Origin of the sequence: Ekhidna sp., from assembly GCF_965221965.1 — a bacterium.
GTDB lineage: Bacteria > Bacteroidota > Bacteroidia > Cytophagales > Cyclobacteriaceae > Ekhidna.
The window spans coordinates 886,342-907,827 of the sequence record NZ_OZ244926.1 but is presented as its reverse complement, the minus strand read 5'-3'; the positions used below and the strand labels follow the sequence as shown (position 1 = coordinate 907,827).

25 protein-coding genes and 1 riboswitch are annotated in these 21,486 nt (G+C 41.5%); of the genes, 10 read left to right on the top strand and 15 right to left on the bottom strand.

Annotated features, from left to right (window positions below; genetic code table 11):
• Positions 1-318 precede the first annotated feature (318 nt).
• On the top strand, positions 319-1,185 hold the full coding sequence (locus ACOQON_RS04530; protein ID WP_420577739.1) for a sigma factor-like helix-turn-helix DNA-binding protein: 867 nt from the start codon (positions 319-321) through the stop codon (positions 1,183-1,185).
• Between the two features lie 65 nt (positions 1,186-1,250).
• Entirely contained in the window at positions 1,251-1,694 is a 444-nt protein-coding gene (locus ACOQON_RS04525; RefSeq protein WP_420577738.1) for a carboxymuconolactone decarboxylase family protein, read from the top strand.
• Between the two features lie 261 nt (positions 1,695-1,955).
• Here ACOQON_RS04525 and ACOQON_RS04520 read toward each other — a convergent pair whose 3' ends face one another.
• From ACOQON_RS04520 to ACOQON_RS04510, 3 genes are all read right to left on the bottom strand, one after another.
• Positions 1,956-3,263: a nucleotide-binding domain-containing protein gene (locus ACOQON_RS04520; protein ID WP_420577737.1), complete on the bottom strand. Its 1,308-nt coding sequence runs from the start codon at positions 3,261-3,263 to the stop codon at positions 1,956-1,958.
• Positions 3,260-3,571 carry a Pycsar system effector family protein gene (locus tag ACOQON_RS04515; RefSeq protein ID WP_420578675.1) on the bottom strand — a complete coding sequence of 104 codons (312 nt, stop codon included), beginning with the start codon at positions 3,569-3,571 and terminating at the stop codon, positions 3,260-3,262. The genes ACOQON_RS04520 and ACOQON_RS04515 overlap by 4 nt, the downstream gene beginning before the upstream one ends.
• A 738-nt stretch (positions 3,572-4,309) precedes the next feature.
• Positions 4,310-4,421, bottom strand: a riboswitch (SAM riboswitch).
• 103 nt (positions 4,422-4,524) lie between these two features.
• Positions 4,525-5,292, bottom strand: a complete 768-nt coding sequence (locus tag ACOQON_RS04510; protein ID WP_420577736.1) for an energy transducer TonB — start codon at positions 5,290-5,292, stop codon at positions 4,525-4,527.
• A gap of 187 nt (positions 5,293-5,479) precedes the next feature.
• Here ACOQON_RS04510 and ACOQON_RS04505 point away from each other — a divergent pair, with 187 nt between their 5' ends.
• Both ACOQON_RS04505 and tatA read left to right on the top strand, forming a co-directional pair.
• On the top strand, positions 5,480-6,292 hold the full coding sequence (locus ACOQON_RS04505) for a winged helix-turn-helix domain-containing protein (RefSeq protein WP_420577735.1): 813 nt from the start codon (positions 5,480-5,482) through the stop codon (positions 6,290-6,292).
• 266 nt (positions 6,293-6,558) lie between these two features.
• Positions 6,559-6,753 carry a twin-arginine translocase TatA/TatE family subunit gene (tatA, locus tag ACOQON_RS04500; RefSeq protein ID WP_420577734.1) on the top strand — a complete coding sequence of 65 codons (195 nt, stop codon included), beginning with the start codon at positions 6,559-6,561 and terminating at the stop codon, positions 6,751-6,753.
• Positions 6,754-6,929: 176 nt separating this feature from the next.
• Here tatA and ACOQON_RS04495 read toward each other — a convergent pair whose 3' ends face one another.
• The 8 genes from ACOQON_RS04495 to ACOQON_RS04460 form a co-directional block, all read right to left on the bottom strand.
• A complete protein-coding gene (locus ACOQON_RS04495; protein WP_420577733.1) occupies positions 6,930-7,616 on the bottom strand; it encodes an ABC transporter ATP-binding protein in 687 nt (228 codons plus the stop codon).
• On the bottom strand, positions 7,613-8,872 hold the full coding sequence (locus ACOQON_RS04490) for an ABC transporter permease (RefSeq protein ID WP_420577732.1): 1,260 nt from the start codon (positions 8,870-8,872) through the stop codon (positions 7,613-7,615). The genes ACOQON_RS04495 and ACOQON_RS04490 overlap by 4 nt, the downstream gene beginning before the upstream one ends.
• Before the next feature lie 3 nt (positions 8,873-8,875).
• Positions 8,876-9,961 (bottom strand): efflux RND transporter periplasmic adaptor subunit, encoded by a 1,086-nt coding sequence (locus ACOQON_RS04485; RefSeq protein WP_420577731.1) that lies wholly within the window; start codon positions 9,959-9,961, stop codon positions 8,876-8,878.
• Positions 9,962-10,102: 141 nt separating this feature from the next.
• Positions 10,103-10,402 (bottom strand): hypothetical protein, encoded by a 300-nt coding sequence (locus ACOQON_RS04480; protein ID WP_420577730.1) that lies wholly within the window; start codon positions 10,400-10,402, stop codon positions 10,103-10,105.
• A 44-nt stretch (positions 10,403-10,446) separates the two neighbouring features.
• The gene (locus ACOQON_RS04475; RefSeq protein WP_420577729.1) at positions 10,447-10,947 is read right to left on the bottom strand and encodes a ferritin-like domain-containing protein; all 501 of its coding nucleotides are present in this window, start codon (positions 10,945-10,947) and stop codon (positions 10,447-10,449) included.
• A 25-nt stretch (positions 10,948-10,972) separates the two neighbouring features.
• Positions 10,973-11,362 carry a DUF302 domain-containing protein gene (locus tag ACOQON_RS04470; protein WP_420577728.1) on the bottom strand — a complete coding sequence of 130 codons (390 nt, stop codon included), beginning with the start codon at positions 11,360-11,362 and terminating at the stop codon, positions 10,973-10,975.
• A 14-nt stretch (positions 11,363-11,376) separates the two neighbouring features.
• Positions 11,377-12,003, bottom strand: coding sequence for a hypothetical protein (locus ACOQON_RS04465; RefSeq protein WP_420577727.1), 627 nt, complete (start codon positions 12,001-12,003; stop codon positions 11,377-11,379).
• 328 nt (positions 12,004-12,331) lie between these two features.
• Positions 12,332-13,792, bottom strand: a complete 1,461-nt coding sequence (locus tag ACOQON_RS04460; RefSeq protein WP_420577726.1) for an NAD(P)/FAD-dependent oxidoreductase — start codon at positions 13,790-13,792, stop codon at positions 12,332-12,334.
• A gap of 142 nt (positions 13,793-13,934) precedes the next feature.
• On the opposite strand from ACOQON_RS04460, the gene ACOQON_RS04455 reads away from it, so the two are divergent.
• The 3 genes from ACOQON_RS04455 to ACOQON_RS04445 are packed head-to-tail and all read left to right on the top strand — an operon-like array spanning position 13,935 to position 16,063.
• A complete protein-coding gene (locus ACOQON_RS04455) occupies positions 13,935-14,747 on the top strand; it encodes a hypothetical protein (protein WP_420577725.1) in 813 nt (270 codons plus the stop codon).
• Positions 14,740-15,702 (top strand): hypothetical protein, encoded by a 963-nt coding sequence (locus tag ACOQON_RS04450; RefSeq protein ID WP_420577724.1) that lies wholly within the window; start codon positions 14,740-14,742, stop codon positions 15,700-15,702. Before ACOQON_RS04455 ends, ACOQON_RS04450 begins: the two co-directional genes overlap by 8 nt.
• A gap of 1 nt (position 15,703) precedes the next feature.
• Positions 15,704-16,063, top strand: coding sequence for a hypothetical protein (locus tag ACOQON_RS04445; protein ID WP_420577723.1), 360 nt, complete (start codon positions 15,704-15,706; stop codon positions 16,061-16,063).
• Here ACOQON_RS04445 and ACOQON_RS04440 read toward each other — a convergent pair.
• The 3 genes from ACOQON_RS04440 to ACOQON_RS04430 are packed head-to-tail and all read right to left on the bottom strand — an operon-like array spanning position 16,060 to position 18,570.
• Positions 16,060-17,031: an MlaD family protein gene (locus tag ACOQON_RS04440; protein ID WP_420577722.1), complete on the bottom strand. Its 972-nt coding sequence runs from the start codon at positions 17,029-17,031 to the stop codon at positions 16,060-16,062. The two genes, ACOQON_RS04445 and ACOQON_RS04440, sit on opposite strands and share 4 nt — an antisense overlap.
• A gap of 2 nt (positions 17,032-17,033) precedes the next feature.
• Positions 17,034-17,819, bottom strand: coding sequence for an ABC transporter ATP-binding protein (locus tag ACOQON_RS04435; RefSeq protein WP_420577721.1), 786 nt, complete (start codon positions 17,817-17,819; stop codon positions 17,034-17,036).
• On the bottom strand, positions 17,809-18,570 hold the full coding sequence (locus ACOQON_RS04430) for an MlaE family ABC transporter permease (RefSeq protein WP_420577720.1): 762 nt from the start codon (positions 18,568-18,570) through the stop codon (positions 17,809-17,811). The genes ACOQON_RS04435 and ACOQON_RS04430 overlap by 11 nt, the downstream gene beginning before the upstream one ends.
• A 195-nt stretch (positions 18,571-18,765) precedes the next feature.
• Here ACOQON_RS04430 and ACOQON_RS04425 point away from each other — a divergent pair, with 195 nt between their 5' ends.
• The 3 genes from ACOQON_RS04425 (at position 18,766) to ACOQON_RS04415 (ending at position 20,923) form a co-directional block, all read left to right on the top strand.
• Positions 18,766-19,269, top strand: coding sequence for an AAA family ATPase (locus ACOQON_RS04425; RefSeq protein ID WP_420577719.1), 504 nt, complete (start codon positions 18,766-18,768; stop codon positions 19,267-19,269).
• Positions 19,259-20,272 (top strand): hypothetical protein, encoded by a 1,014-nt coding sequence (locus tag ACOQON_RS04420; RefSeq protein ID WP_420577718.1) that lies wholly within the window; start codon positions 19,259-19,261, stop codon positions 20,270-20,272. The genes ACOQON_RS04425 and ACOQON_RS04420 overlap by 11 nt, the downstream gene beginning before the upstream one ends.
• A gap of 63 nt (positions 20,273-20,335) precedes the next feature.
• The gene (locus tag ACOQON_RS04415) at positions 20,336-20,923 is read left to right on the top strand and encodes a CDP-alcohol phosphatidyltransferase family protein (RefSeq protein WP_420577717.1); all 588 of its coding nucleotides are present in this window, start codon (positions 20,336-20,338) and stop codon (positions 20,921-20,923) included.
• 38 nt (positions 20,924-20,961) lie between these two features.
• Here ACOQON_RS04415 and ACOQON_RS04410 read toward each other — a convergent pair whose 3' ends face one another.
• The gene (locus ACOQON_RS04410; protein WP_420577716.1) at positions 20,962-21,471 is read right to left on the bottom strand and encodes a hypothetical protein; all 510 of its coding nucleotides are present in this window, start codon (positions 21,469-21,471) and stop codon (positions 20,962-20,964) included.
• Positions 21,472-21,486 lie beyond the last annotated feature (15 nt).

Genomic DNA, 21,486 nt, shown 5'->3' with positions numbered 1-21,486 from the left:
AGCCACTTCAGGCAAACATTTTGAAAAATTTTTGAGATTTGATGCTTGAAATTTGAGATTTAGGACATTTGGTGGGAGATGGTGGGGGAAATTGAAAAATGGAGAATGGGAGAATGAAGAATTGTGAGGATGCGGATATGGAATAATCCACCCTCAGCCGAGGTTTGTGTCTTCACAAACCATATACGAGTCATTCGATTCGTGAAGACACGAATCGAGGAAATTGGTATTTTTTACAAGTGAAAAAATAATGTCACGGAAAGATCTTTCTTCCTGTCAACTATATTTAAACTGACATGTACAGCTAAAAGCAGGCACATGAGTGAGACGACCAATCTTGAAGAAGAGCTGATTCATTATCGCACAAAGCTCTTTCCTTACGCTTATAATATCATTGGAGCTACTGAACCTGCCCGTGATCTTGTAGAAGAAGTGATTGTGCCCTTTTTTACTCACGATCATTCGCATGTTGAAAATACAGCTGGCTATCTCACTCGTTCAGTAATCAATAAATCTATCAACTGTAAGCAGCTACTTCGCAACCAGATGGAGCACTATCCGGGCGACTGGCTGCCCGAGCCTGTCGAAACACCGGAAAGCATCTATCGGGAGGCTGATAAACAACAAGTGCTCAATTATTCGTTGCTAGTACTAATGGAAAAGCTAAATCCACAAGAGCGTGCGGTCTATATCCTGAAGCATGCGTTTGATTTCAAACATCCTGACATAGCTGATGTGCTTGAAATCAAAGAAGATCACTCGCGACAGCTTTATAAACGAGCAAATGACAAGGTGAAAACAATGAAAGGAGGGCGAAGGTCTCTGAATAATTCAGATCGACTTCTTCTGAGCGAGCTGACAAACGCTATGGCGGAAGCTGATCTATCCGCAATTAAACGTCTGTTGACCGATACCATTCAAGCTGTATCGGATGGCGGCCCTGATTATTCTGCTGCACGTAAGCCACTAAAAGGTTTGGATCATGTAGCTAAGCTGTTAAGAGCAATTGGCACCAAGTACATGCTGGAGGGCACTAAAATCCGGTTTACATCCATTAATCATCAGCCGGCCATTGTATACATGGCTGACAAACAGATATACCGCTCCATGATTCTGAAAACCAGAAATGGTAAGGTAAGTGAAATCTACACTCTGCTGAATCGTGAAAAACTAAAATTTCTTTAAAAAAGTGTCACGTTTCTTCCTTTCAAATCGGTCATAATAACAGAATCAAAAAACAAATTATGACAATGGAACGAATAGCGAGTCATGAAGTACCAAAGGGCGCATATGCCGCCATGTTGAATACTGAAAAATACCTGAAGGAAGCAGGAATCAATCCGAAGATTTACCACCTGGTGAAACTGCGGGCTTCTATGATCAATGGCTGTGGCTATTGCATCGATATGCACACAAAGGAGGCACTTAAGGATGGAGAGGATTCACAACGGCTTTACCTTTCCAGGGTGTGGCGGGAATCACCGAATTACACAGAAGAAGAACGTGCGGCGCTGCACCTGACGGAAGCACTTACCAATATCTCAACCAATGATGTAGAGAGTGCCTATGAGCACGCTGCTGAAGTCTTCTCGAAAGATGAGATCGCCAATCTTACCCTATTAATCTGCCAGATCAACTCCTGGAACCGAATAGCCATTACGTTTGGTTTTGTTCCCGGATCGTATGAGGGGTAAGATTTAATTACTGGTCTATAGCTTTCAACCTCCGATCTTCGGAGGTTTTTTGGTTTAGGAATCCTCGTTGGGGACGAGGACAAGGGTGGTAATTTTCGTAGCAAACGAGGACTAGATTGAGACTAGATGAGATTCGGATCAAGACTTCAGGGTCAAATCACGGAAGTAACTTCCGCGCTAGTTGGGATCCTCGTTACAAACAAGGACTTGGTTGGGGGAAGGTTGAGAACTATTGGAAAACTAAATGACTTGATTGATCAATCATGCAACATTATTCATTTCCAATAGTTTATCGGGCTGAACAAAGACACGGAATTCTAAAATCTCTCGACCGAATACACCACCGATTATACATTGCATCTTATGATGACCTAAATATGCAGTACTTACCTCTACTGATGTAGGGTTGTTTTCTTTTGTAACTTCTAAATCTAGCATTTCCTTAGACCGAGCCTCACTACCAGTATTGACAATTTTCCATTGTATTTTTCTCTCTGGATAATTATTTAGAGGTTCACCGTGGCGATTTATGATTATAAATTCCAATCCGATATCGCGAGGTAAAGCATAGGAATTTTCAGAATACAACATCCCATTGTCCAATCTTTTGCATTGTAATCTTTTCTCAGGCATTTTAAATGTAATCCCGTCAACTGTCTTTTCCGTGCAAGAATATGAAAGCAAATACTTCTCCCACTCAAATTTCCAAAAAGGGTATTTCCGGTGTGATGAAATTGAGTAGTTTCTATCCTGCTTAATCTCACCATCCTTGGCATATGTTCTAATGGAATAGAAATCTTCTATATCGAGCCTATTCTTAACATTATCGCCTATCATGATTCCATTTGCAGAGGCTTTTTGCTGAAGCTTGGCAGCCATATCAGTATGAAGACTTGTAGTCGTTAATTCATCACACCCAGGAATTCCATAACGAGACCAAAGTACATCTTTACTTTCTCCAAAATCAATACCTGTTCTTATTTGAATGGGTCTTTCAATTCCCATTCTCTCTATGGCGGGACCTAAATCATTTTTAACAAAATAGGTCAAAATAGAGGCAGCATTCAAGGCACCAATGATTGCGTCATTAGGGTGATGTCCTCTGCGGACAAACAAAACAAATATTCCATCTCCTTGAAGTCTTTGAACATGCCCTCCGAAATAATGACAAACTTTAATAGCGAGGGTCAAAATTGTATCCTTGAGCATCCTAAGTTCTTCTAAACTGCTAACTATATCAATCAGACGGGTTGATCCTTTTATATCCATAAACAAAGAAGCAGCATAATGATTTTCTGTTTGAGAGTGATCCAAGTAGTCAAAATCTGGATGCTCGCCAATTTTTTGTTCCGAAAACCTTAAAGGTGATGGAGGAAAATAGCGATTAATGTCTTCCTCTTTGAAATCAATAAGTAATTCTGGTTTATCAATACTTGCACTAAGCGTTGGGTCCCCTGTGAAGTGATCAACAGATTCGCTGAATATTTTCCCGCCCTGCATGCCTTTGAACATACTTCTTCGTTGTACATATTCATCAAGTCCCTGAAGTGATTTTTCAAATAGTCTCATAGTAGATATTGTATTATTAAGGTTAGAGCCACCAGAAGATGTGAATAGCACAGAAACCCGGCCCATCGAATTTTTTTGAATTTTGCAGATAAACCTTGTGAGAGCGAATACACTTGCTGAATAAGGTCTTCCTCTAAATCAGAATTGCTTTGTATTTGAAACTCATTTTTAAAGCTGTCTAAATCACGTTCTGAAACATCCTTAAAAAAGATCAGGGAGCTTTTCTCACTATTCCCAGTTTTTAGAAATGGATATATGGAGGTGAAAATTAGAAAAGTGGAAACGAGAGAAACTGCAGAAATAATCACTAGAACTAAGTCTAATGAAATTAGAAATGATGGATAGATACACTTAAATTTCGAGTAGTTAACCAGTATGCCCCCTATCACGAAGAAGTGATAAGCAAGAAGCAAGTTTGCCTTTATGTCAACTACCTGCAGAAACCGGTCATACCGATCTATCTGATATTTTAACTGTTCTATTCTATTCTCCTTTTTCAAATCAATCCATTATTAACAGAATACTTCAATTCAAAACCTCGTTCTGGAAATTGATCAAGTAACCAGACAATACAATTGGTATATATCATTTTATTGGTTTCAAAAAATTCATTTCAGCAGGATATAATAAAAAATTATTTTACTGAAATTAGTTAAGAGCTAATTAGACTATGGTTTTACAACCTCAATGCCAAAGTTTATTTTAGCTAAAATTATTAGCATTTTATAATTTGATCTTTGGATAGTTCTAAAAAATACTGTCATGCTGTCATAACGGTATGACACAACAGTAACGTTCTTTGTGAGCAAGTAAATCTGTCAGGTTGTTACGGGTACTGAAATTCACCTTATTTGTGCAATAAAAGTCTGTTCTACTATTAGAATTCTGGAACTATGAGGTAGTGTAAAGGTTTACCACAGCATGAAAACTTAAACCATACTAAAGCTATTAAGAGATCACTCCTTCAAAGGGGTAATTGAAAATAACTGAAGAAGATTTCTGAAAAGAATAGACATAAAAAAACCATCAATGAAGATGGCATCTGTCCATTATCTGTCCTGTCGCTGCAGGCTGGGAGTTGGCACCAGTCATCGCACGCTGACGATCGGGTTGCCAAGGCTGCATCGGGCCCAGTCCCTTCACCTTTCCTGATAATCTATCTAAAGTTACGTGTCTGCACCCGAAATAGTTCCTTGATAAAGTCTTATTCGTCAAAACATCTCATGCCGTTAACATGATCCGGGGAAAGGGGTGCTCACGCCTAGCACCCGGCCCTTCCAAAAGAAAACACCAACTCCTGATCTACTTTAGCCCCCTCAGCATTAGCCGCAGGCTCCCATTGACCTGACGTTTTGCGAATGAGCGCATTCATCGCTTTGTCTATAGCTGGATAACCTGAAGATTCGGTTAGTTGGACATTCGCAATATCGCCCTGCTTATTTACTGTAAACATAATCCGTCCTGCTCCCAATTTATCTTCACTTACGTTCGTCACAACAGAGGCACTGTTTCTCTTGAGGTATTGAACCAATGCATCCATGCCTTCTTTATAGCTGGCCTCTTTCTCAGGGATCACCGTAATGAAATAGTTAAGTTCATTATACTCATCCCAGGCCATCACACGGAAGCTATTGCCATACTCGCATGATCTTAGAGTGGTCAACTGGGGCTCGGTAAGATTAAGATCGGTTCCCTCCCTTTCTGCTTCAAATAAGACATCCAGTCGTTTGATCATGACTTTCTGGATGGGGTAAGCTGACCAGTCCGCTTCGGGTGGAAGGAGGTCGGTCACCGTTGTAGCTTTATGCAAATCTTCCTTCGAGATAGTAGCAAAGAATCGCGAACCAACACCGTAATGAAAATCGACCGGTTTAGAAGAAGTGTGCATAGCACTGAAATCAGTGTGAACATGAACGTCCGTTTCCTTTTTGAATTCGGAGGTTAGTGCATCAGGTTGGCTAACAGCCACAAAACCCACGATTGACATCACAGCTACTAAACATCCGATAATTACTATTTGCTTTTTCATTTTCAACACGGTTTGATCGTTTTACTGATCCAATGATACGGCGCACCTTCAGTCCGGATGTAAGTTGAAGTGTAAAATGATGTAAATGTTATGTAAAACAGTTTTAGCCGGGAAAGAATCAAATAGTTTTGCAATCATGGTATCGTTCAGAACCTTCTTCATAATATTCGTATGCTTAGGTGTTATCATGCCTCAACTGAGTGCTCAGGAATCTTTTGCTGACAAGCACATTGAAGTGGCCTTGCGCAAGATCGGACATGAAATACTACTAAATGCAAAGGATTCCTCCTCCCGGGTATTGCCGGTCACCAGACAAGACGGACAATACATCATTCCATTTGAGGCGGAATTCGGATTCAAACCGGAGGAGCTTGTTCAAACGGTTTCAACGATAATGGATGATGCCAGGATTGCATATCGATACATTGTTGAGGTGGAACAGTGCGAGACGCTCGCAGTGGTGTATAGTTTTGAGATGGATAGATCGGAATATCAGGATATTGTACCGTGCCAATCGAGAACACAGCCCCGTTCGTGCTATCGGCTTGTGCTTACTATCCTGGAACAGCAGCCCAATATGCTGGCAAGTACGGGTCCACCTTCGACCTTTCCGGTATATCCATTAGTCGCCGGCTTCCTATTCGTTTCCGGAATTGTTGCCTTTGTTTTTTGGCAAAAAAACAAGCCATTAGGCAAGTCCCGATTAATCAAGCTGGGTAACTATATATTCGATCAACAAAATGCGCTATTGATCATGAATGATGAAAAGACAGAGCTATCCAGCAAGGAAGTTGACCTGCTGAGCCTGCTTTATTCATCGGTCAATGAGACGGTTAAAAAAGAAACTTTGCTTCAGGAGGTATGGGGTGACGAAGGGAGTTATGTTGGCCGTACGCTTGATGTTTTCATTTCCAAGTTGCGTGGTAAGCTGCAAGAAGACCCCAATATCAAAATATTAAATGCTCGTGGAGTCGGATACAAGCTGGTGGTAAATGAGTGATTGATATCACTATTACTCCCGGCACCAGGGGCATTAAACTAAATCGAGAAATTCCCGTGTAGTCGGGTGTTTCCACCCGACACAGTCAGAATCAAACGAAACCTTCCATCTGAATGTCAGGTAGAAATACCTGACAGCACAGTTAATAGAATAAGCACAACTCTCAAATTTTCTAGCTCCAGGATGTTACTTTTTCAAATTGCTCCGTCCAATTACTAACCCATCATTGGGCAAATACACTTTCTCCCTTTTTTAAGTAACTAATTATGAAAATAATATTGGGGTTTGGCATGCCAGGTTTCGGTGAAATCATGGTTATTGCCCTGTTTATCGTCATATTCTTCGGAGCAAAGAAAATTCCGGAAATCGCCAGAAGCCTGGGTCGAGGTATCCGGGAATTTAAAGACGCGACCAAAGAAATCAAGAAGGAGATCAATGATGGAATGGAGAAAATGGATTAAGAAAGGGTGTGGAAAATTCGTGAGACACAAACCGAGGCATGGAATGACTCAATTTCAAGGTATCATTCCCGTATAGCCGGTGTTTCCACCCGATACAGTCAGAATCAAACGAAACCTTCCTTCTGAATATCAGGTAGAAATACCTGACAGCACAGTTAAAACATCAACCGTATTCATCACACAATCCTGCCGTCTTCCATGGTAATGACTCGATCTGTTCGCTTTGCAAAATCCTCATCATGTGTCACCACCAGCAGAGATAGGTTTGCGTGGTGGCTCAGGTCGCGAAGAATTTGGAATACATTATCAGAGTTTTTACTGTCCAGGTTTCCTGTTGGCTCATCCGCCATAATGATATCCGGGTTATTGATGAGTGCCCGTGCAATGGACACCCGTTGTTTTTGCCCCCCGGAGATCCGGGAAGCCAGCTTGTGTGCCTGATCTGCAATATCCAATAGCCTCAGCTTTTCCAGTGCATCGGCTTCTATTTGAGCCCGTGATCTAAGGCCCAGCTTTAATGCAGGCAGCATAACGTTTTGCAGGACGGTAAACTCCGGAAGCAGGTAGTGAAATTGGAAAATAAATCCGATGTGTTCATTTCTTATGCGCGCCAGTTCATCCCCTGACTGTCCATTTAATAGGCGGTCGTTTAGGTACAGATTGCCTTCATAGTCTGTATCCATAGTAGATAAGATGTATAACAGCGTTGATTTTCCACAACCGGACTTCCCCATGATGGACACAAACTCTCCCCGTTTTATCTCCAATGAGACGTCCTTCAGCACATGAAATATGACCGGATCCCTGAAGTACTTATTCAGCTTCTCTGCCTTAAGAATAATATCGTGCTTTTCCTGCGTCACTGTCCACGAATAATTTCCACCGGATCGATATGTTCTGCTCGCCGTGCTGGTAGATAACCTGCCAGAAAAGTAGATATGAGCGCGAAGACAATACCGATAACATAGTAAAGTGGATTCCAATTGACCGGGAAGGTTTTGATGGTGGGGAGCGCCTCTGTTTCAAACGGAGTGTGATCAATAAGCACAGAGATGCCGTATCCAAACAGCAAGCCCAGCAGACCTCCCGCCAAGCCAATGAGCAGTGCCTGAGAGATGAAGATATACTTGACATCCCGTCCCGAAAACCCAGTTGCTTTTAGTATGGCTATGTCATTCATTTTCTCATAAATAAGCATATTTAGGATGTTGTAAATCCCAAAGCCGGCTACAATCAGCAGGGTAATCGATACCGCATAGGTGATGATGTTTCGAATGGAAGTTCCGGTTTCAAATTGGGCGTTGGCTTCATTGATATCTACCGCTCTAAGCTTGAATTTCCGTTCGATTTGCTGAGCCATTGGCACTGCCTCTTTTATATCATACAGTTTTATGTTTATATCGGTGATGTAGTTTTGTCCCTCCCCCAATATCTGTTGAGCGGTGGCCAGATTTACATAGCTCTGCATATTGTCTATTTCCGCAAGGCCACTTTGGTAAAAACCTACGATTTTGAGTTGGAACAGGTCGCCTTTACTGGAGATGATTTGCACATTATCTCCTACTTTGAGTGAGAGCTTATCAGCCACCCCTGCTCCCATTAAAATGCCGTTGGAGGTCCGCTTTAAAGATTTTGCATCTCCTTCAAATAGATAATCCTCCAGTAAAAACAGCCGTGCTTCTTCCAAAACATCAATACCATTTAGCAATCCATTTATTTGCAATGATCCTGCGGAATAGAAAGCCTGTGCCCGAACCAGTGGTGTAATGCCTTTCACCCTTGGATCCTTCTTTAGATGACTCATTAGCGGAAGTGCATTGTGTATTCTTTCCTGACTAAGTTTTGGTTTAATGGAATGAATGATATTTATGTGACCCTCCACCTCTTTCAGGTAGTCGATGGGTTGTTTCTTACTTGGCTGAACTTCATTATAAATATGCACATGGGGTGTCCGGTTTAATATGAGTCCATCTAATAAGTTATTCAGGCCGGTCATGAAGCTGACCAGGATAATGAACGTACCAATACCAAATGTCACCCCAAGTGCTGCAATGCCCGATTGTTTGATACGGGCCAGTAAATGGGTTTTTGATATAGTCAACAAGATTCCCCAGTTCATCGGTTAAGGCATTAAAAGGTGAGTAGTGGAATCCAGCCCTGAGATAATTTCTACATACTCCATGTTCATTAATCCAACTTCCACCTGCACCACGCCATCACTGGTATTCACCCGATCGTTTTCCATCAGGTAACTCCTTGGAATCACCAGTACATCCTTTTTTTGATTGATGATGATATTCCCTTCACCCGATAATCCTGAATACAAAGGGTCCGGAGGATGTATGAATTCGGCTTCTATCGTAAATGTTTGTGTTCGGCTGTCCTTCTGTGGCAAGATGCGCGTGACTCTCGCCTCAAACACTTCACCTTCAAATGCATCGAGGTTCACAATGACCCGTTGATTGATACGAATCTTGATGATATCCACCTCATCTACCAGCAGGTTTACAGTGAAGGAGCCACTCCTTCCGATGGTGGCAATAGGCTCTTGCGGACTTATCAATTCGCCCGCTTCTTTGAATAAGTCGTACACTTTCCCATTCATGCTGCTTTTAACCGAATAGTCCTCATTCCCAAGTTTGGCACTTTGATAATTATTTCTGGCAGTGTTGAGTGCAGTGGTCAGCTCAGCTTTGGTTCTGCTAAATTCTTTGCGCAGCGACTGCAGATTTTCTGCAGACCTTTCAAAGGCCATCTTCCGGAGCTCATATTCGCGCTGAGTACCGATATTTTGCTCCCACAACCTGCTTTGCCGCAGGTAGTCCACAGAATCTTGCTGGTAGGTCAGATTGGCAGTGGCTATTTTATTTTGGAGTGTTTTTAGAATAGATCCCGACCCGGTGAGATTTTTCTGCGCTAACTCAAGCATCAATCGGGCATTTTCTGCATTCAGCTCCGGACTTTCATTGCGTATTTGCAAAAGAATTTGTCCTTTGCTCACCTCATCACCTTCACGTACATGTAGTTCAGTTAGTATCCCACTTACGACTGAGTAAACTTTATACAGGCTATCCGGCACGATCGTTACCGAAGCATAAACAGACTCAGTAATATCATGCACACCGGGCGTCACCGTGTTGGGTGATTGGTTACATCCTAGTATAAAAAAAAGGATTGTGATTAGAATGGCGGCCTTTTGCTTTATCATCTCAAACATATGGCTAAGATCACTTATTGTCGATGAAAGAAAACTTAAGCCCATCAAATAGATATATGATTAATATCAGAAAATAGTCATACTGACTGGCAAGGTTACCTAACCGATATCGCTAAAACTGAGTAATCACGTTTAAATCGAATGCTTCCGGAGTAGCTGGTTAATAATTTCTGCTCGCCCTGGTTGTAGATGCTCGCTTAGTCCATGTACGAGATACCCTTTATCTCCATTTGCTGCGGCAAGTAAATAAAGGTCCACCTCTTCTGATGGATCCGTTCCGAGATCAAAATTGATATTTTCCAGGATATCCAAATCCTGACAGGATGTATATTTTTTTTCTCCGATCTTTAGTGTTCCGTTTTTGGCAACCTCAACTCTACAATAACCCTTTTGCCCTAATTCATCAATGGCTTCTGATAATGACTGATACATATTCTTTTTATTTAAAACGATGAACTTACTTAGTTAACAAACTATTACACCATTTTGATCGCACGTTCATTAATCACGTCTTCTGCCAACATGGCCAACTCTCGGTCGGTATGCTTTTCCACTTCCAAGTTTTTGTGAATAATAGAGGCTACATTATCAAAATTCAACATCTGCGCATACGTGCAAACAGCCCCATACCCTGCAATCTGGTAGTGTATGATGTGCTGAAGTGCAGTGATCAGACCCGCGTCTCTTACATATTCATCCGCACTTCGATTTATAAGGTCCCTTGCTTCTTTGGTCATGGCTAACATCGCGTCACACATTTCTCCTCTCTTCTGCTCAAACAACGGCTCAAATGCCTGTCTAAGTCTCATCACCTGTTCCTTATTTTCAAATAGATAATCTTCGAATATTTTTCGTAATCGAGGTTCGGAAGCACTTTCTATCATTTTTTTAAGTAAATCATCGAGCTCATTTTCGCTATGATAGAGGTCTCGAAGCTGTTCCATCATTAGGTCTTTCAAACTTGCAATCTTTTTCATTTTCCTGAGTTTTAGCGTTTGTTCATTAATTAACGTTTTGTACCACCCATGAGAGCCTGTTTCTTATTTCCTCTGCTATATCAGCCAGAGCTGGATTGTCTACTGCCATCATAGAGGCGACCGGATCAACGGCCGCTACTTCCACTTTCCGATCTTCTGTTTCGCGCACGATTACATTGCAGGGCAGCATGGTCCCTATCTTGTTCTCATTCTGCAATGCTTTATAGGCAAATTGAGGATTGCATGCTCCCAGAATCTTATACCTTGGAAAATCTACATCCAGCTTTTTCTTAAAAACCTGATCTACATCTATTTCGGTCAGTACACCGAAACCTTCATCCATCAGAAGCTCTTTGACTGTTTGTATTACATCCTCAAAAGTTCCAGAGACGGTTTTATTGAAATAGTATTCCATGATAGTCATCCCGTTTAGCTTTTAAATGCTTTCTTGAAATGATCCCATGCTTCAGACATTTCAGATGAAAAACCGGTCCACTTATCAGATGCTTCTTCTTCCAGGTGATCCAGTTTGGTATTTACTTCATGCAAGCGATGTGACAGTTCTTTCTTCTTCTCCTTCCATTCTTGTCTTGCCTCTGTCATGCCCAGATGCCATTGCAAACGAAACAGGTCAAAGCGGGTATGAAAATCATCTACTTTGTCCTCCACCTTTTCTTTAAAGGATTGAGCATCTTCTTTTGAAGAATCGTAGAGCGTATGGATTTTATGTTTCAGATCGTGCAGCCCTTTTACAAGTTTCTTCTGCTGGTCATGCATGAGATCTTCTGCTTCTGCACGTCCGAGTGCAGCCTGCACACGCAATTCTTCAATGGAAGCTTTGATGCCTTCTGCCTTCTCTTTGCTGACGTCAATGGCGTGATCCAGATCATTCTCAAGCGAGTCAAGCCATGTACGAAGTTTCTTCTTCTGCCGTTCAAACTCTTCTTTTGCATCCGATACTTCATGATGCAATTGCTCGTTTAACTCGTGGACAAACTGCTTCCATTCGAAAAGCTTTTTTGCCCCTTTTTCCTTTAGTGTGAGTTCATCTTTCATGATTGCCATTTTTAAAAGTGGAATAATCCAATATTGAGAACACAATGAGGATTTACTTCTCTCCTCACTCCCTTCTGATTTCAGATATAAAGATTGAAATGATGCGCCACATTATTTAGGACTTCTGTCAACCGTAATCATGATTTTAATTGGCTAATGGGGATCCAACTAAGCCCGGATATCTTTAGTACGTGTCCCTCCATGCCCTCCAGCCACTATCTTCATAATCTTAAGGTTTAAATAGATGAATCTGAAGAATTGAATGATTGGATTTTGCATCCTAAATCGTTGCGCTTTTGTGATTTTAGTTTTCATCTCTTTCAATTTTTTATTCAGGAATAATCCACCATAGCGGCCTCATTTTGGCTTTATATAAAAAGGCATAATGCAGCAAGAGCTTTACCCAGTGTCCGGCCAAACCCATTTCACCGAAGGTCTTTTTCAAACTTCGACCACCAGAATTTTCGTATTTATTATAATCTGGTACAATTGGAAAGGTGGTCATGCTAATGGCATTTCCTTTGGTCATACCATAACCTGCTGAAGCAATACAAGCCGCACCCATATTTCCCATTGACCCACGATGCTTCATGGTCTTGTCCCCTGTCTTAATCATGTGAATAATATTATCTGCTACAAGTTTTCCCATGATGCCTGATGGCATACCTGTGCGTGGTGGGGAAGGGAAAATATCGGTTCCGTTTGTACTTTTCCTTGGTCTTGAAATGCTATGTGGAGGTGCAAAGGCAATTCCCGGTGCAAAGATGTTTGGATAACTGGGGTTTTGATAGGTCTCTGGCCAATCCTGCACACTCCATTCCTCGTAAGGTCTGGGCTTGTAGTCGGCATCTACAATCATAAACCCTTTAAAAAGCCGATCAGTGATGTCATTTCCTTCCTTATCAAAGGCTGTAAAACCATGTCCTGAAAACGCTGGGATCAGCATGGCAAAATCAAAGGTTTCAGTTTTAAATTCTCCAGCGAGGGTCTCATAAGATACTTTGCCATCTTCCACTTTGCTTACACCTGCCTGAAGAATCCAATGGATGTTGCGGTCACGAAATACCATCTCCACAAGCTCTTGAGAACCCAAAACAGAACCACCATAGGAAAGTAGCATGCCATCCATACCAAAATCACCAAGTGTGTACTCGTTGGATATCCAGGTCAGATCCACCTTGTCCCTAACACCATGTTTTCTCAACTCACTTTCCACATTCAGGATATACTCAAACGCCGCACCCTGACAGGTGGCTTTAGGGTGACCTGTTCCGATTAGAATGCTGACCTTTTCATCAGATGCTTTACACTTTTTGATCAGCTCGTCCAGTGAACCCCATGCCTGTTCTGCATGATGATAGGTACACACCGAGTAAACTTTGTTGGTCCCCGGATTCAGGCCAGGTGTCATTTCGAAGGCTAGCTTTGGCCCGGTGGCATTGATGAGGTAATCGTAGGTAACCTTTTCTTTCTCACCCTCCTTATCCCCATATACATATTCCACAAGCACATATGGGATTGGTTCATCCGAACTACCCTCCGGATAAAAAGATAATACACGAGCCTGCTTAAATTGAATTCCTTTTCGCTTATAGAGCGGCTCCAGTGGAAAGGTCGTGTCTGCATGAGTCATACGACCGATCCCCACCCATATATTGGAAGGAATCCACTGGTAATTCCAGTTGGGGGAAATAACTACAACCTCGTGCTTTCTTTGGAGTTTGCGACGAAGGTGCGAGGCGGCCGTGTGGCCGGCAATACCAGCACCTAAAACAACTATTCTGGCCATTTTTCTTCACTTTATTTGATTATTAAACCTACTTGCTAGCACGGCTGAATCAAATGACTTCTATCACAGAAAAAGCTGATAATTCACCTTCCAATTGGGCAGAACATCTCCTACTTTCGACATATTCCAATACCTGTCAATTATGAAAAAGCTTGATAAATCCACTCTTCAAAAACTTGATGCTCAAACCGGAGATCCCTGCATTACCATTGTCATCGGGACTGATGTGAAATCCTTCGCAGACAAAGAACAAATTGAGCTTAAGATCAAAAATGCCATCAAAGAAATCTCTGAAGAGCTTCGGGAAAACTACGATGAAACCAAGAGCAAAAAACTGATCAATAAAGTAAAGACACTTGCCCAAAAAATTGATCTGAATCGCTCATATACAGGAGTGGGATTATACGTTACAGAAAGTTTTCAAGAACTTGTTTCCTTCCCTTTCCCGGTCAGTGAAAGCATTCATGTTTCAAACTCGTTTGGGGTTTCGGAAATACTGGATAGCTATGAAAAAATGATCCGGTATTATGTACTGGCATTGAGCAAAAATGAAACGAGGTTATTCAGAGGTGCGGGTAATTCAGTGCTGGAGATAAACGATCACAATTTTCCATTGAGGATGGAAGATGAATTTCAGGTGAGTAGAAAAGCTCCTCACTCCTTCTACAATGATGAAGAATCAAAAGTAGATCAAGCTAGAATGAAGAGCTACTTTAGGAAGGTTGAAGAACAGCTTGGTAAATATTTGAAGTCCGAACCGTTAATCTTGCTTGGGGTAAAAGAAAATCTGAGTGACTTCAAATCAGTTAGTCAATACACCGATCAAATAATTGCCAAACTCCATGGAAACTTCGATCGTCATTCCATAAGAGACATTGAGCAACTTGTATGGCCTGAACTTGAAAGCTATCTGAAGGAACAGCAATCTGCTTATATAACTACAAGTCATGAATAACCAGGAATTAATCGAATGGCTGCTCCGTGGAGATGTTTCCATCCAGTACCAGGTATATCGTGATCTGTTAGATGCAGAGCGTCCGGATCTGAGAATGAGGATTGCGACGGAGGGCTGGGGAGCCAGATTTCTATCTAAAAGGAATACAAACGGCCATTGGGGCAAGCGATTTTATGAACCCAAGTGGACGTCTACTCACTATACCTTGCTAGACCTAAGAAATCTTGAAATCTCACCCGACCATCCGCTCATCAGGGAAACGATAGACCGGATCCTCAAAGAAGAGAAAAGTCCGGATGGTGGCATTCATCCAATCAGTATGGAAAATAAAAGTGATGTATGTGTGAATGGAATGTTTCTCAACTACGCCTCATATTTCCGAGCTGATCAGGAGCAACTTAAATCGATTATAGATTTCCTCCTTGCTGAACAAATGGATGACGGAGGATTTAACTGTATGTCCAATCGCTCAGGTGCTATTCACAGCTCCATGCATTCCACCTTGTCTGTGTTGGAAGGTCTTACTGAATACGAGTTGAACGGGTATTATTATCGAATGCATGAAATTGATGAAGTGAGAAGAGCCGCCATTGAGTTTTTACTCTTACACAGACTTTATCTCTCCGACCAAACAGGCAAGATCATCAACCCTGATTTTATTAAACTAACCTACCCGTGCAGGTGGAGATATGATATACTCAGGGCACTTGATTATTTCAGACATGCAGATGTTTTGTGGGATGAACGCATGGGACCGGCTGTAGAGGTCCTGTGGAAGAAGCGGAATAAAAACATGACCTGGAATACACAAGCCAAACACCCGGGGCAGGTTCACTTCGATATGGAAGAATCCGGTAAACCCAGTAGATGGAATACGCTTCGTGCCTTGCGTGTTTTAAAGCATTTTAAAATAATGGAAGGAGAATTAGTTGAAGACTTAGCTATTCAGAATTGAAATGAGTCATATTAAAACCCTAAAGAACAGGAAATTACAAATTATCAAAGTTGTTCATACCATCATATGGTTCTTCTTTGTGACAGTGATTTCCTATGTGGTTTACAGTGGACTGATGGATGAAGTTGATCTGATAACCTGGATATGCATTGCTGCAATTCTGGGAGAAGGGCTGGTTCTCTTGCTTTTCAAAATGTTTTGTCCGCTTACTGTTTTAGCCAGAAAATATTCGAATTCGGAAAAGGAAAACTTTGATATCTATTTGCCATTATGGCTGGCCCGTCACAATAAACTCATTTTCACTTCCATCTTTTTGATCGGATTGGTTCTGGTGCTCTGGCGTGTTACTCTATCTGGTTAGTTATTCTTTTTCTCCTCCTTCTCCAGTTTTTTGAAATACCCTCTAAACAGGAAGTGATGCTTCATGGCTTCCATGTTTTCGTTGAATGATTCTGTGCCCTGCCTTATGTTTTCAAGGCTTTCCTCCAGGCTATTTACCATGGTAGAATCATTGATAACACTTCCGGTCAGGCCTGAGCCACTTTGAATTTGAGTGACTAACTCCCTGATATCCCGGGATATTTCCTCAACATTGCTTGTACTTGCATGTATTTCTTCAAAAATCTGATCGATGTTGTTGGCAAGTGTTGTGTCATTCAGGAGCATGCCTACCGTACCCTTGCCTTCGCTCACATTGGCAATATTTCTATCCAGCTCCTCCAGTATTTCAACGGCTCTCTTGCTTGATGCATTGAGGTTACTGACTGTCTCATTGATATCGTTGGCCAGGGTGGAATCAGAAATCAGACGACCCACTGTCCCTTTCCCATCCTTAACGTCTTTCAAGATATCAACTAAACTATTGGTAATTACTGCTACGTTATAGTTCGTACGCTCCAGCAGGCTGAACATTTCATCCTCATCAATTCCATGATACACCTTCAAAGTGTCACCGTCATTTATAAGCCGATCACTGCCATCACCGGGAATAACATTTATTATCCGGTTGCCCAGAAGCCCATCCGTCCCTAGTGATGCAATGGCATCTCGCCGTATAAATTGGTTCATTTCTTCTTTTAAAATAAAACTCACCAATACGGAGGTGTCATTGATCATTTCTATATCCCGAACCGTACCGACATTGATCCCTGAAAAGCGCACATTGTTTCCCTTCTGAAGTCCGCTGACATTTTTGAAAACTGCATGGACGGTAAACCTGGAACCAAATAGATTCTGATTATTTCCAATGAAATACAAAGCCATTACAAGAAACAAGGTCCCGATAATAACAAATAAACCAAGTCGAATATTTTTAAAGTTTTGTTCCATGTCTATAAAAAGAATGAATTTACTATTTCATCTGTTGAATTTTTCAATTCCTCATAACTTCCTTGCTGATAATCAATTCCATCATTTAACACAACAATTCGATGAGCAGTACGCTTAATGCAGCTCATGTCGTGCGAAATGATAATGGATGACGTCTTGTACTTCCGATGCACGTCGTTCATCAAATTTGCTATTTCCCTGCTTGTTATGGGGTCTAAGCCGGATGTCGGTTCATCATATAATATGATATCAGGCTGCAGAATTAGTGTACGCGCAACTCCTACTCGCTTCTTCATGCCTCCCGATAGTGATGCCGGCATGAGTTCCTGCACATCGGGTAAACCAACACTAGTTAAAGCTTCATGTACCATCTGATCTACTTCTGCTTTGGTTTTTTTGATTCTCAATCGTCTCATCGGAAACTCAAGATTTTCTCTTACAGTCAACGAATCATATAGTGCGTTGCTTTGGAAAAGAAATCCAATCTTGCTTCTCACCTCGTCCAGTTCCTGCCGGTCAAGGTTGACCACATCTCTGCCAAACACTTTGATTTGACCCGAATCAGGTTTAATCAAACCGACAATGCATTTGATAAGTACGGATTTACCACTTCCGGATTTGCCGAGGACCGCTACATTTTCACCTTGTTTAATGGATAGGTTAAATCCTTTCAGCACGTGATTATTCCCAAATGACTTTTTAAGGTCAATGATCTCAACGGCTGGAACCGAATCTTCTCTTGTGTTGCTTGGCGCAAGGGTTTCAATATCGGCTTCTTTATAATTCATAAAATAAATCTGCGATTTGGACAGCAATCAAATCAAGAACAAATACGAGCAATGAGGCAACCACCACAGCTGAGTTTGCCGATCGACCTACACCTTGGGTTCCTTTATCAGAGTGGTACCCTTTATAACAACCAATGAGCCCTATTGCAAAACCAAAAAAGAAGGTTTTAATGATAGCAGGTATAACGTCACTAAATGAAAGCGAATCGAAGACCTGATTGAAGAACAAAGTAAAGCTCACTGTGTCCTTGATATTAACAGCCAAGTATGATCCGAATATCCCTATAGCATCTGATAGGATGACCAATAGCGGCAGCATCAATGTGGTAGCTATAATCCTTGTCGCGACCAGGAATTTGAATGGATTGGTGCCGGAGACCTCCATGGCATCTATTTGTTCTGTTACCTTCATGGAGCCTAATTCTGCCCCGATACTCGAACCAATTTTTCCCGCGCAAATCAGGGCGGTTATCACCGGCCCTATTTCCCGGATAATAGAAATAGCCACCATACTTGGCAGCCAGGATTGAGCACCGAATTCAACCAGCGTTGGACGAGACTGAATAGTCAAAACCAATCCCATAATAAAGGAGGTAATCCCTACCAAAGGCAAGGATTTATAGCCAATAACAAATGATTGCTTAATGATTTCCTCCGTCTCAAACGGTGGCTTTAGTCCATCTTTAAAAAAGCGTATAGCAAACCGACTAACATCTGTCGTCTCTGCTAGAAACTTATAAATCTTGGACATACTTCGAGATTCCACATTGTGAAATTAAAAGATGAGGCTTTCCTGTTTCTTGACAGAAGTCAGGGTATCCAATGACTATCATCAAACAAGCCATCTTAGTTAAGATGCATGATTTCAATCATATTTCTGATTGATCAATGATCTTCGTTATGGGTAGTAGAGTTTTATAAGTTTATAAAAAGGAAGGAGTACAACATGATCATCATTGTCTTTGGATTACCAGGATCGGGCAAAAGCTTTTTTGCCTCCAGGCTGGCAGAAAAGCTAGAGGCAAAGTATGTAAACAGTGATAAGCTTCGACTTAACCTGTTTCCAGTGCGGAGCTATTCGGAAGAGGAAAAGAATCAGGTGTACGAATCGATGATCAGGGAGATGGAAATAGCAATCAGGAAAGGTGAAAGTCTCGTACTGGATGCCACATTTTATAGGGAAGACATTCGAAATAAATTCATTGAGAAGGCTAAAGGTCATCGACAAACCATCAGATTTATAGAAGTACACGCTGAGGAAGGTATCATCAAAGAAAGATTGGGAAAGAAGAGGGAGTACAGTGAAGCTGACTTTTCGATTTATCAAAAAGTAAAAGCTTCATTTGAGCCGTTGGAGCAGGATCACTTAACCCTACAATCCACTCAGGAAAACATAGAAGAGATGTTGGAAAAAGCTTTGAATCATATTCAGGAAAGCAATGGAAACTGAACAGGTAAATGAGCTAATGAGATCCGGAGAATATGATGGATTGCCTATAAAAGGTAAGCTCATCGAGACGCATATATCCTGGGTAATCCTGACCAAAAAGTGGGCATTCAAGATCAAGAAGCCAATCAGATACCCGTTCCTTGACTTTTCTACTTTGGCAAAGCGCAAGTTCTATTGTGAAAGGGAATTGTCCTTAAACCGAAGGCTGACAAATATTTACCTGGATGTAATCCCAATCAAATATAAGGATGGTTTTTTGCTGGGAGAAGGCAAGGGTGAGATTGTGGATTATGCCGTCCGGATGACGAGGCTACAAGCTCCAAAAAAGATGGATGAGATGATTCGAGCTAGCCGAATCAATGCTCGTCATATCGAAAGGCTTGCACAAAAAACATCTCAATTCCACCGGGAAACTGAGGTGATTACTACCTCTTTTGACCTTGATCAATCCAAACAAATTTTCAATGACATCCTCGACGTGTCAGACTGGGCAAAAGAGCATTTGGATAGCCATTACTCGACACTTATCCAGGAGGCAGTTGCGTTCAGTGATTCGTTCCTTGAGAAGTTTAGCAACCACATTGAGCATCGGATTCAACATGGATTTAAACGGGATTGTCATGGAGACCTTCACGCTAAAAATATATTTCTGTACGAAGACCCAATCATCTTTGATTGCATCGAATTCAATGACGATTACCGACAGATTGATGTGCTTAATGAAGTTGCCTTTTTCTGCATGGACCTGGAGGCCTTCGGACGCTGGGATTTAAGTGAGATTTTTATGGAAAAGTATGTCTCTTCATTTCCATGCATGAATGGACAGGAGGATGAACAGTTGTTTCTTTATTACAAATTTTACAGAGCCAGTGTACGCGCAAAGGTCAATGCACTTCGAGCTATGCAGGCTTCAGAAAAGGATTCGAAGGATTATTCAATGGAAGTGACCAGCTACCTGGATCTGATGGAGAAGTACAGGATTGATTTAGATCATTACACTTGATTGCTTTTGTCAGTGTCATTTTTTTACCTCCCCCATAGATTTGCCTTAAAAATCAGAATGATTATGCTGTGGTTCAAAACGCCAAAAAAGAAGCTGAGTATACCTGACTGGTTGTCGTTATATCGCATTCTATCTGTTCCGGTACTCCTCACATTCATACTTTTAGATGAGCGACTACTTTTCGGGACCTTTCTTCTTATCAGTTTTATTACTGATTCGCTGGACGGATTTTTAGCCAGGAGATGGAATATTGTATCACAACGTGGTGCTCAGCTGGATAGTGTCGGGGATGCGATTGCATTCACAGTGGGTCTGGTTGGAATTTTTCATTTTGAAAGAACCTTCTTTATTGACCAAATTGAATTGATTGTCGCTGCTTTTAGCTTTTATATTGTTCAATTGCTGGCAGCATACATCCGTTATGGGATGCCAAGTAGTTTCCATACCTATCTGGCAAAATTATCAGCCTTAATTCAGGGTGTATTCATGATTTGGGTGTTCTACTTTGGAGTTGAATTGTGGCTGTTCTATCTGGTTCTGGCATTCAGTGTGTTGGAAACGATCGAAGAAATTATCCTGATCATTCTTTTCCCAAAATGGAAATCTGATGTGAAGGGGCTTATTTGGGTTTTGAATAAAAGAAAAAACTAGATCAACAGCCCATACGCAATGCTATGAACAAGTGAGAATTACTCAAATCCAAAAACCTCATTTAACCATAGGATCACACTATCTATATCCCTTTTAACATTGTCCATTTTTGAGGCACCTGTAATTGCATCCACGCCTTCCATCTCTTCTTCTCCAGACCCGGATGTTGTGATTACGAATACCTTCGTTGGATCGTAATTCATTTTCAGAAATTCGTTAACCACTTCCGGAGGCTTGGAGTATTCCCATGTGTGAATAATCACAATAGCATCCCATTTTTCTGTCTCCTGTTCTGGTAGTTGAAAAACATCTATGACTCTGACATAAACCTCCATAGGTTCGAGGTATGCTACCACACCCTCCTCTACAGCATTTTTGTATTCGCTTCCCTGTGTCGCTATCAACACGTTGTTTTCAAGAGATGGGTCATTCACTTCATAAGTCGTGACTGGCTCCATGGCATACCACCAGATATACCAGACGGAGAACAGGAGAAATGTCAGAAAAATAACCCCTGCTCCAATTCCTATTGTTTTTAACACTTTCATACCTTCAAAATTTAA

What these genes read in the sequence shown, in the direction of transcription:
- ACOQON_RS04480 (WP_420577730.1), bottom strand. Translation starts at nt 10,402, where the DNA reads ATGTATCAGTCATTATCAGAAGCCATTGATGAATTAGGGCAAAAGGGT.
- ACOQON_RS04460 (WP_420577726.1), bottom strand. Translation starts at nt 13,792, where the DNA reads ATGGCCAGAATAGTTGTTTTAGGTGCTGGTATTGCCGGCCACACGGCC.
- tatA (WP_420577734.1), top strand. Translation starts at nt 6,559, where the DNA reads ATGAAAATAATATTGGGGTTTGGCATGCCAGGTTTCGGTGAAATCATG.
- ACOQON_RS04410 (WP_420577716.1), bottom strand. Translation starts at nt 21,471, where the DNA reads ATGAAAGTGTTAAAAACAATAGGAATTGGAGCAGGGGTTATTTTTCTG.
- ACOQON_RS04465 (WP_420577727.1), bottom strand. Translation starts at nt 12,003, where the DNA reads ATGAAAGATGAACTCACACTAAAGGAAAAAGGGGCAAAAAAGCTTTTC.
- ACOQON_RS04530 (WP_420577739.1), top strand. Translation starts at nt 319, where the DNA reads ATGAGTGAGACGACCAATCTTGAAGAAGAGCTGATTCATTATCGCACA.
- ACOQON_RS04430 (WP_420577720.1), bottom strand. Translation starts at nt 18,570, where the DNA reads ATGTCCAAGATTTATAAGTTTCTAGCAGAGACGACAGATGTTAGTCGG.
- ACOQON_RS04450 (WP_420577724.1), top strand. Translation starts at nt 14,740, where the DNA reads ATGAATAACCAGGAATTAATCGAATGGCTGCTCCGTGGAGATGTTTCC.
- ACOQON_RS04520 (WP_420577737.1), bottom strand. Translation starts at nt 3,263, where the DNA reads ATGAGACTATTTGAAAAATCACTTCAGGGACTTGATGAATATGTACAA.
- ACOQON_RS04440 (WP_420577722.1), bottom strand. Translation starts at nt 17,031, where the DNA reads ATGGAACAAAACTTTAAAAATATTCGACTTGGTTTATTTGTTATTATC.
- ACOQON_RS04525 (WP_420577738.1), top strand. Translation starts at nt 1,251, where the DNA reads ATGGAACGAATAGCGAGTCATGAAGTACCAAAGGGCGCATATGCCGCC.
- ACOQON_RS04475 (WP_420577729.1), bottom strand. Translation starts at nt 10,947, where the DNA reads ATGAAAAAGATTGCAAGTTTGAAAGACCTAATGATGGAACAGCTTCGA.
- ACOQON_RS04425 (WP_420577719.1), top strand. Translation starts at nt 18,766, where the DNA reads ATGATCATCATTGTCTTTGGATTACCAGGATCGGGCAAAAGCTTTTTT.
- ACOQON_RS04420 (WP_420577718.1), top strand. Translation starts at nt 19,259, where the DNA reads ATGGAAACTGAACAGGTAAATGAGCTAATGAGATCCGGAGAATATGAT.
- ACOQON_RS04435 (WP_420577721.1), bottom strand. Translation starts at nt 17,819, where the DNA reads ATGAATTATAAAGAAGCCGATATTGAAACCCTTGCGCCAAGCAACACA.
- ACOQON_RS04455 (WP_420577725.1), top strand. Translation starts at nt 13,935, where the DNA reads ATGAAAAAGCTTGATAAATCCACTCTTCAAAAACTTGATGCTCAAACC.
- ACOQON_RS04510 (WP_420577736.1), bottom strand. Translation starts at nt 5,292, where the DNA reads ATGAAAAAGCAAATAGTAATTATCGGATGTTTAGTAGCTGTGATGTCA.
- ACOQON_RS04445 (WP_420577723.1), top strand. Translation starts at nt 15,704, where the DNA reads ATGAGTCATATTAAAACCCTAAAGAACAGGAAATTACAAATTATCAAA.
- ACOQON_RS04485 (WP_420577731.1), bottom strand. Translation starts at nt 9,961, where the DNA reads ATGATAAAGCAAAAGGCCGCCATTCTAATCACAATCCTTTTTTTTATA.
- ACOQON_RS04470 (WP_420577728.1), bottom strand. Translation starts at nt 11,362, where the DNA reads ATGGAATACTATTTCAATAAAACCGTCTCTGGAACTTTTGAGGATGTA.
- ACOQON_RS04505 (WP_420577735.1), top strand. Translation starts at nt 5,480, where the DNA reads ATGCCTCAACTGAGTGCTCAGGAATCTTTTGCTGACAAGCACATTGAA.
- ACOQON_RS04415 (WP_420577717.1), top strand. Translation starts at nt 20,336, where the DNA reads ATGCTGTGGTTCAAAACGCCAAAAAAGAAGCTGAGTATACCTGACTGG.
- ACOQON_RS04490 (WP_420577732.1), bottom strand. Translation starts at nt 8,872, where the DNA reads ATGAACTGGGGAATCTTGTTGACTATATCAAAAACCCATTTACTGGCC.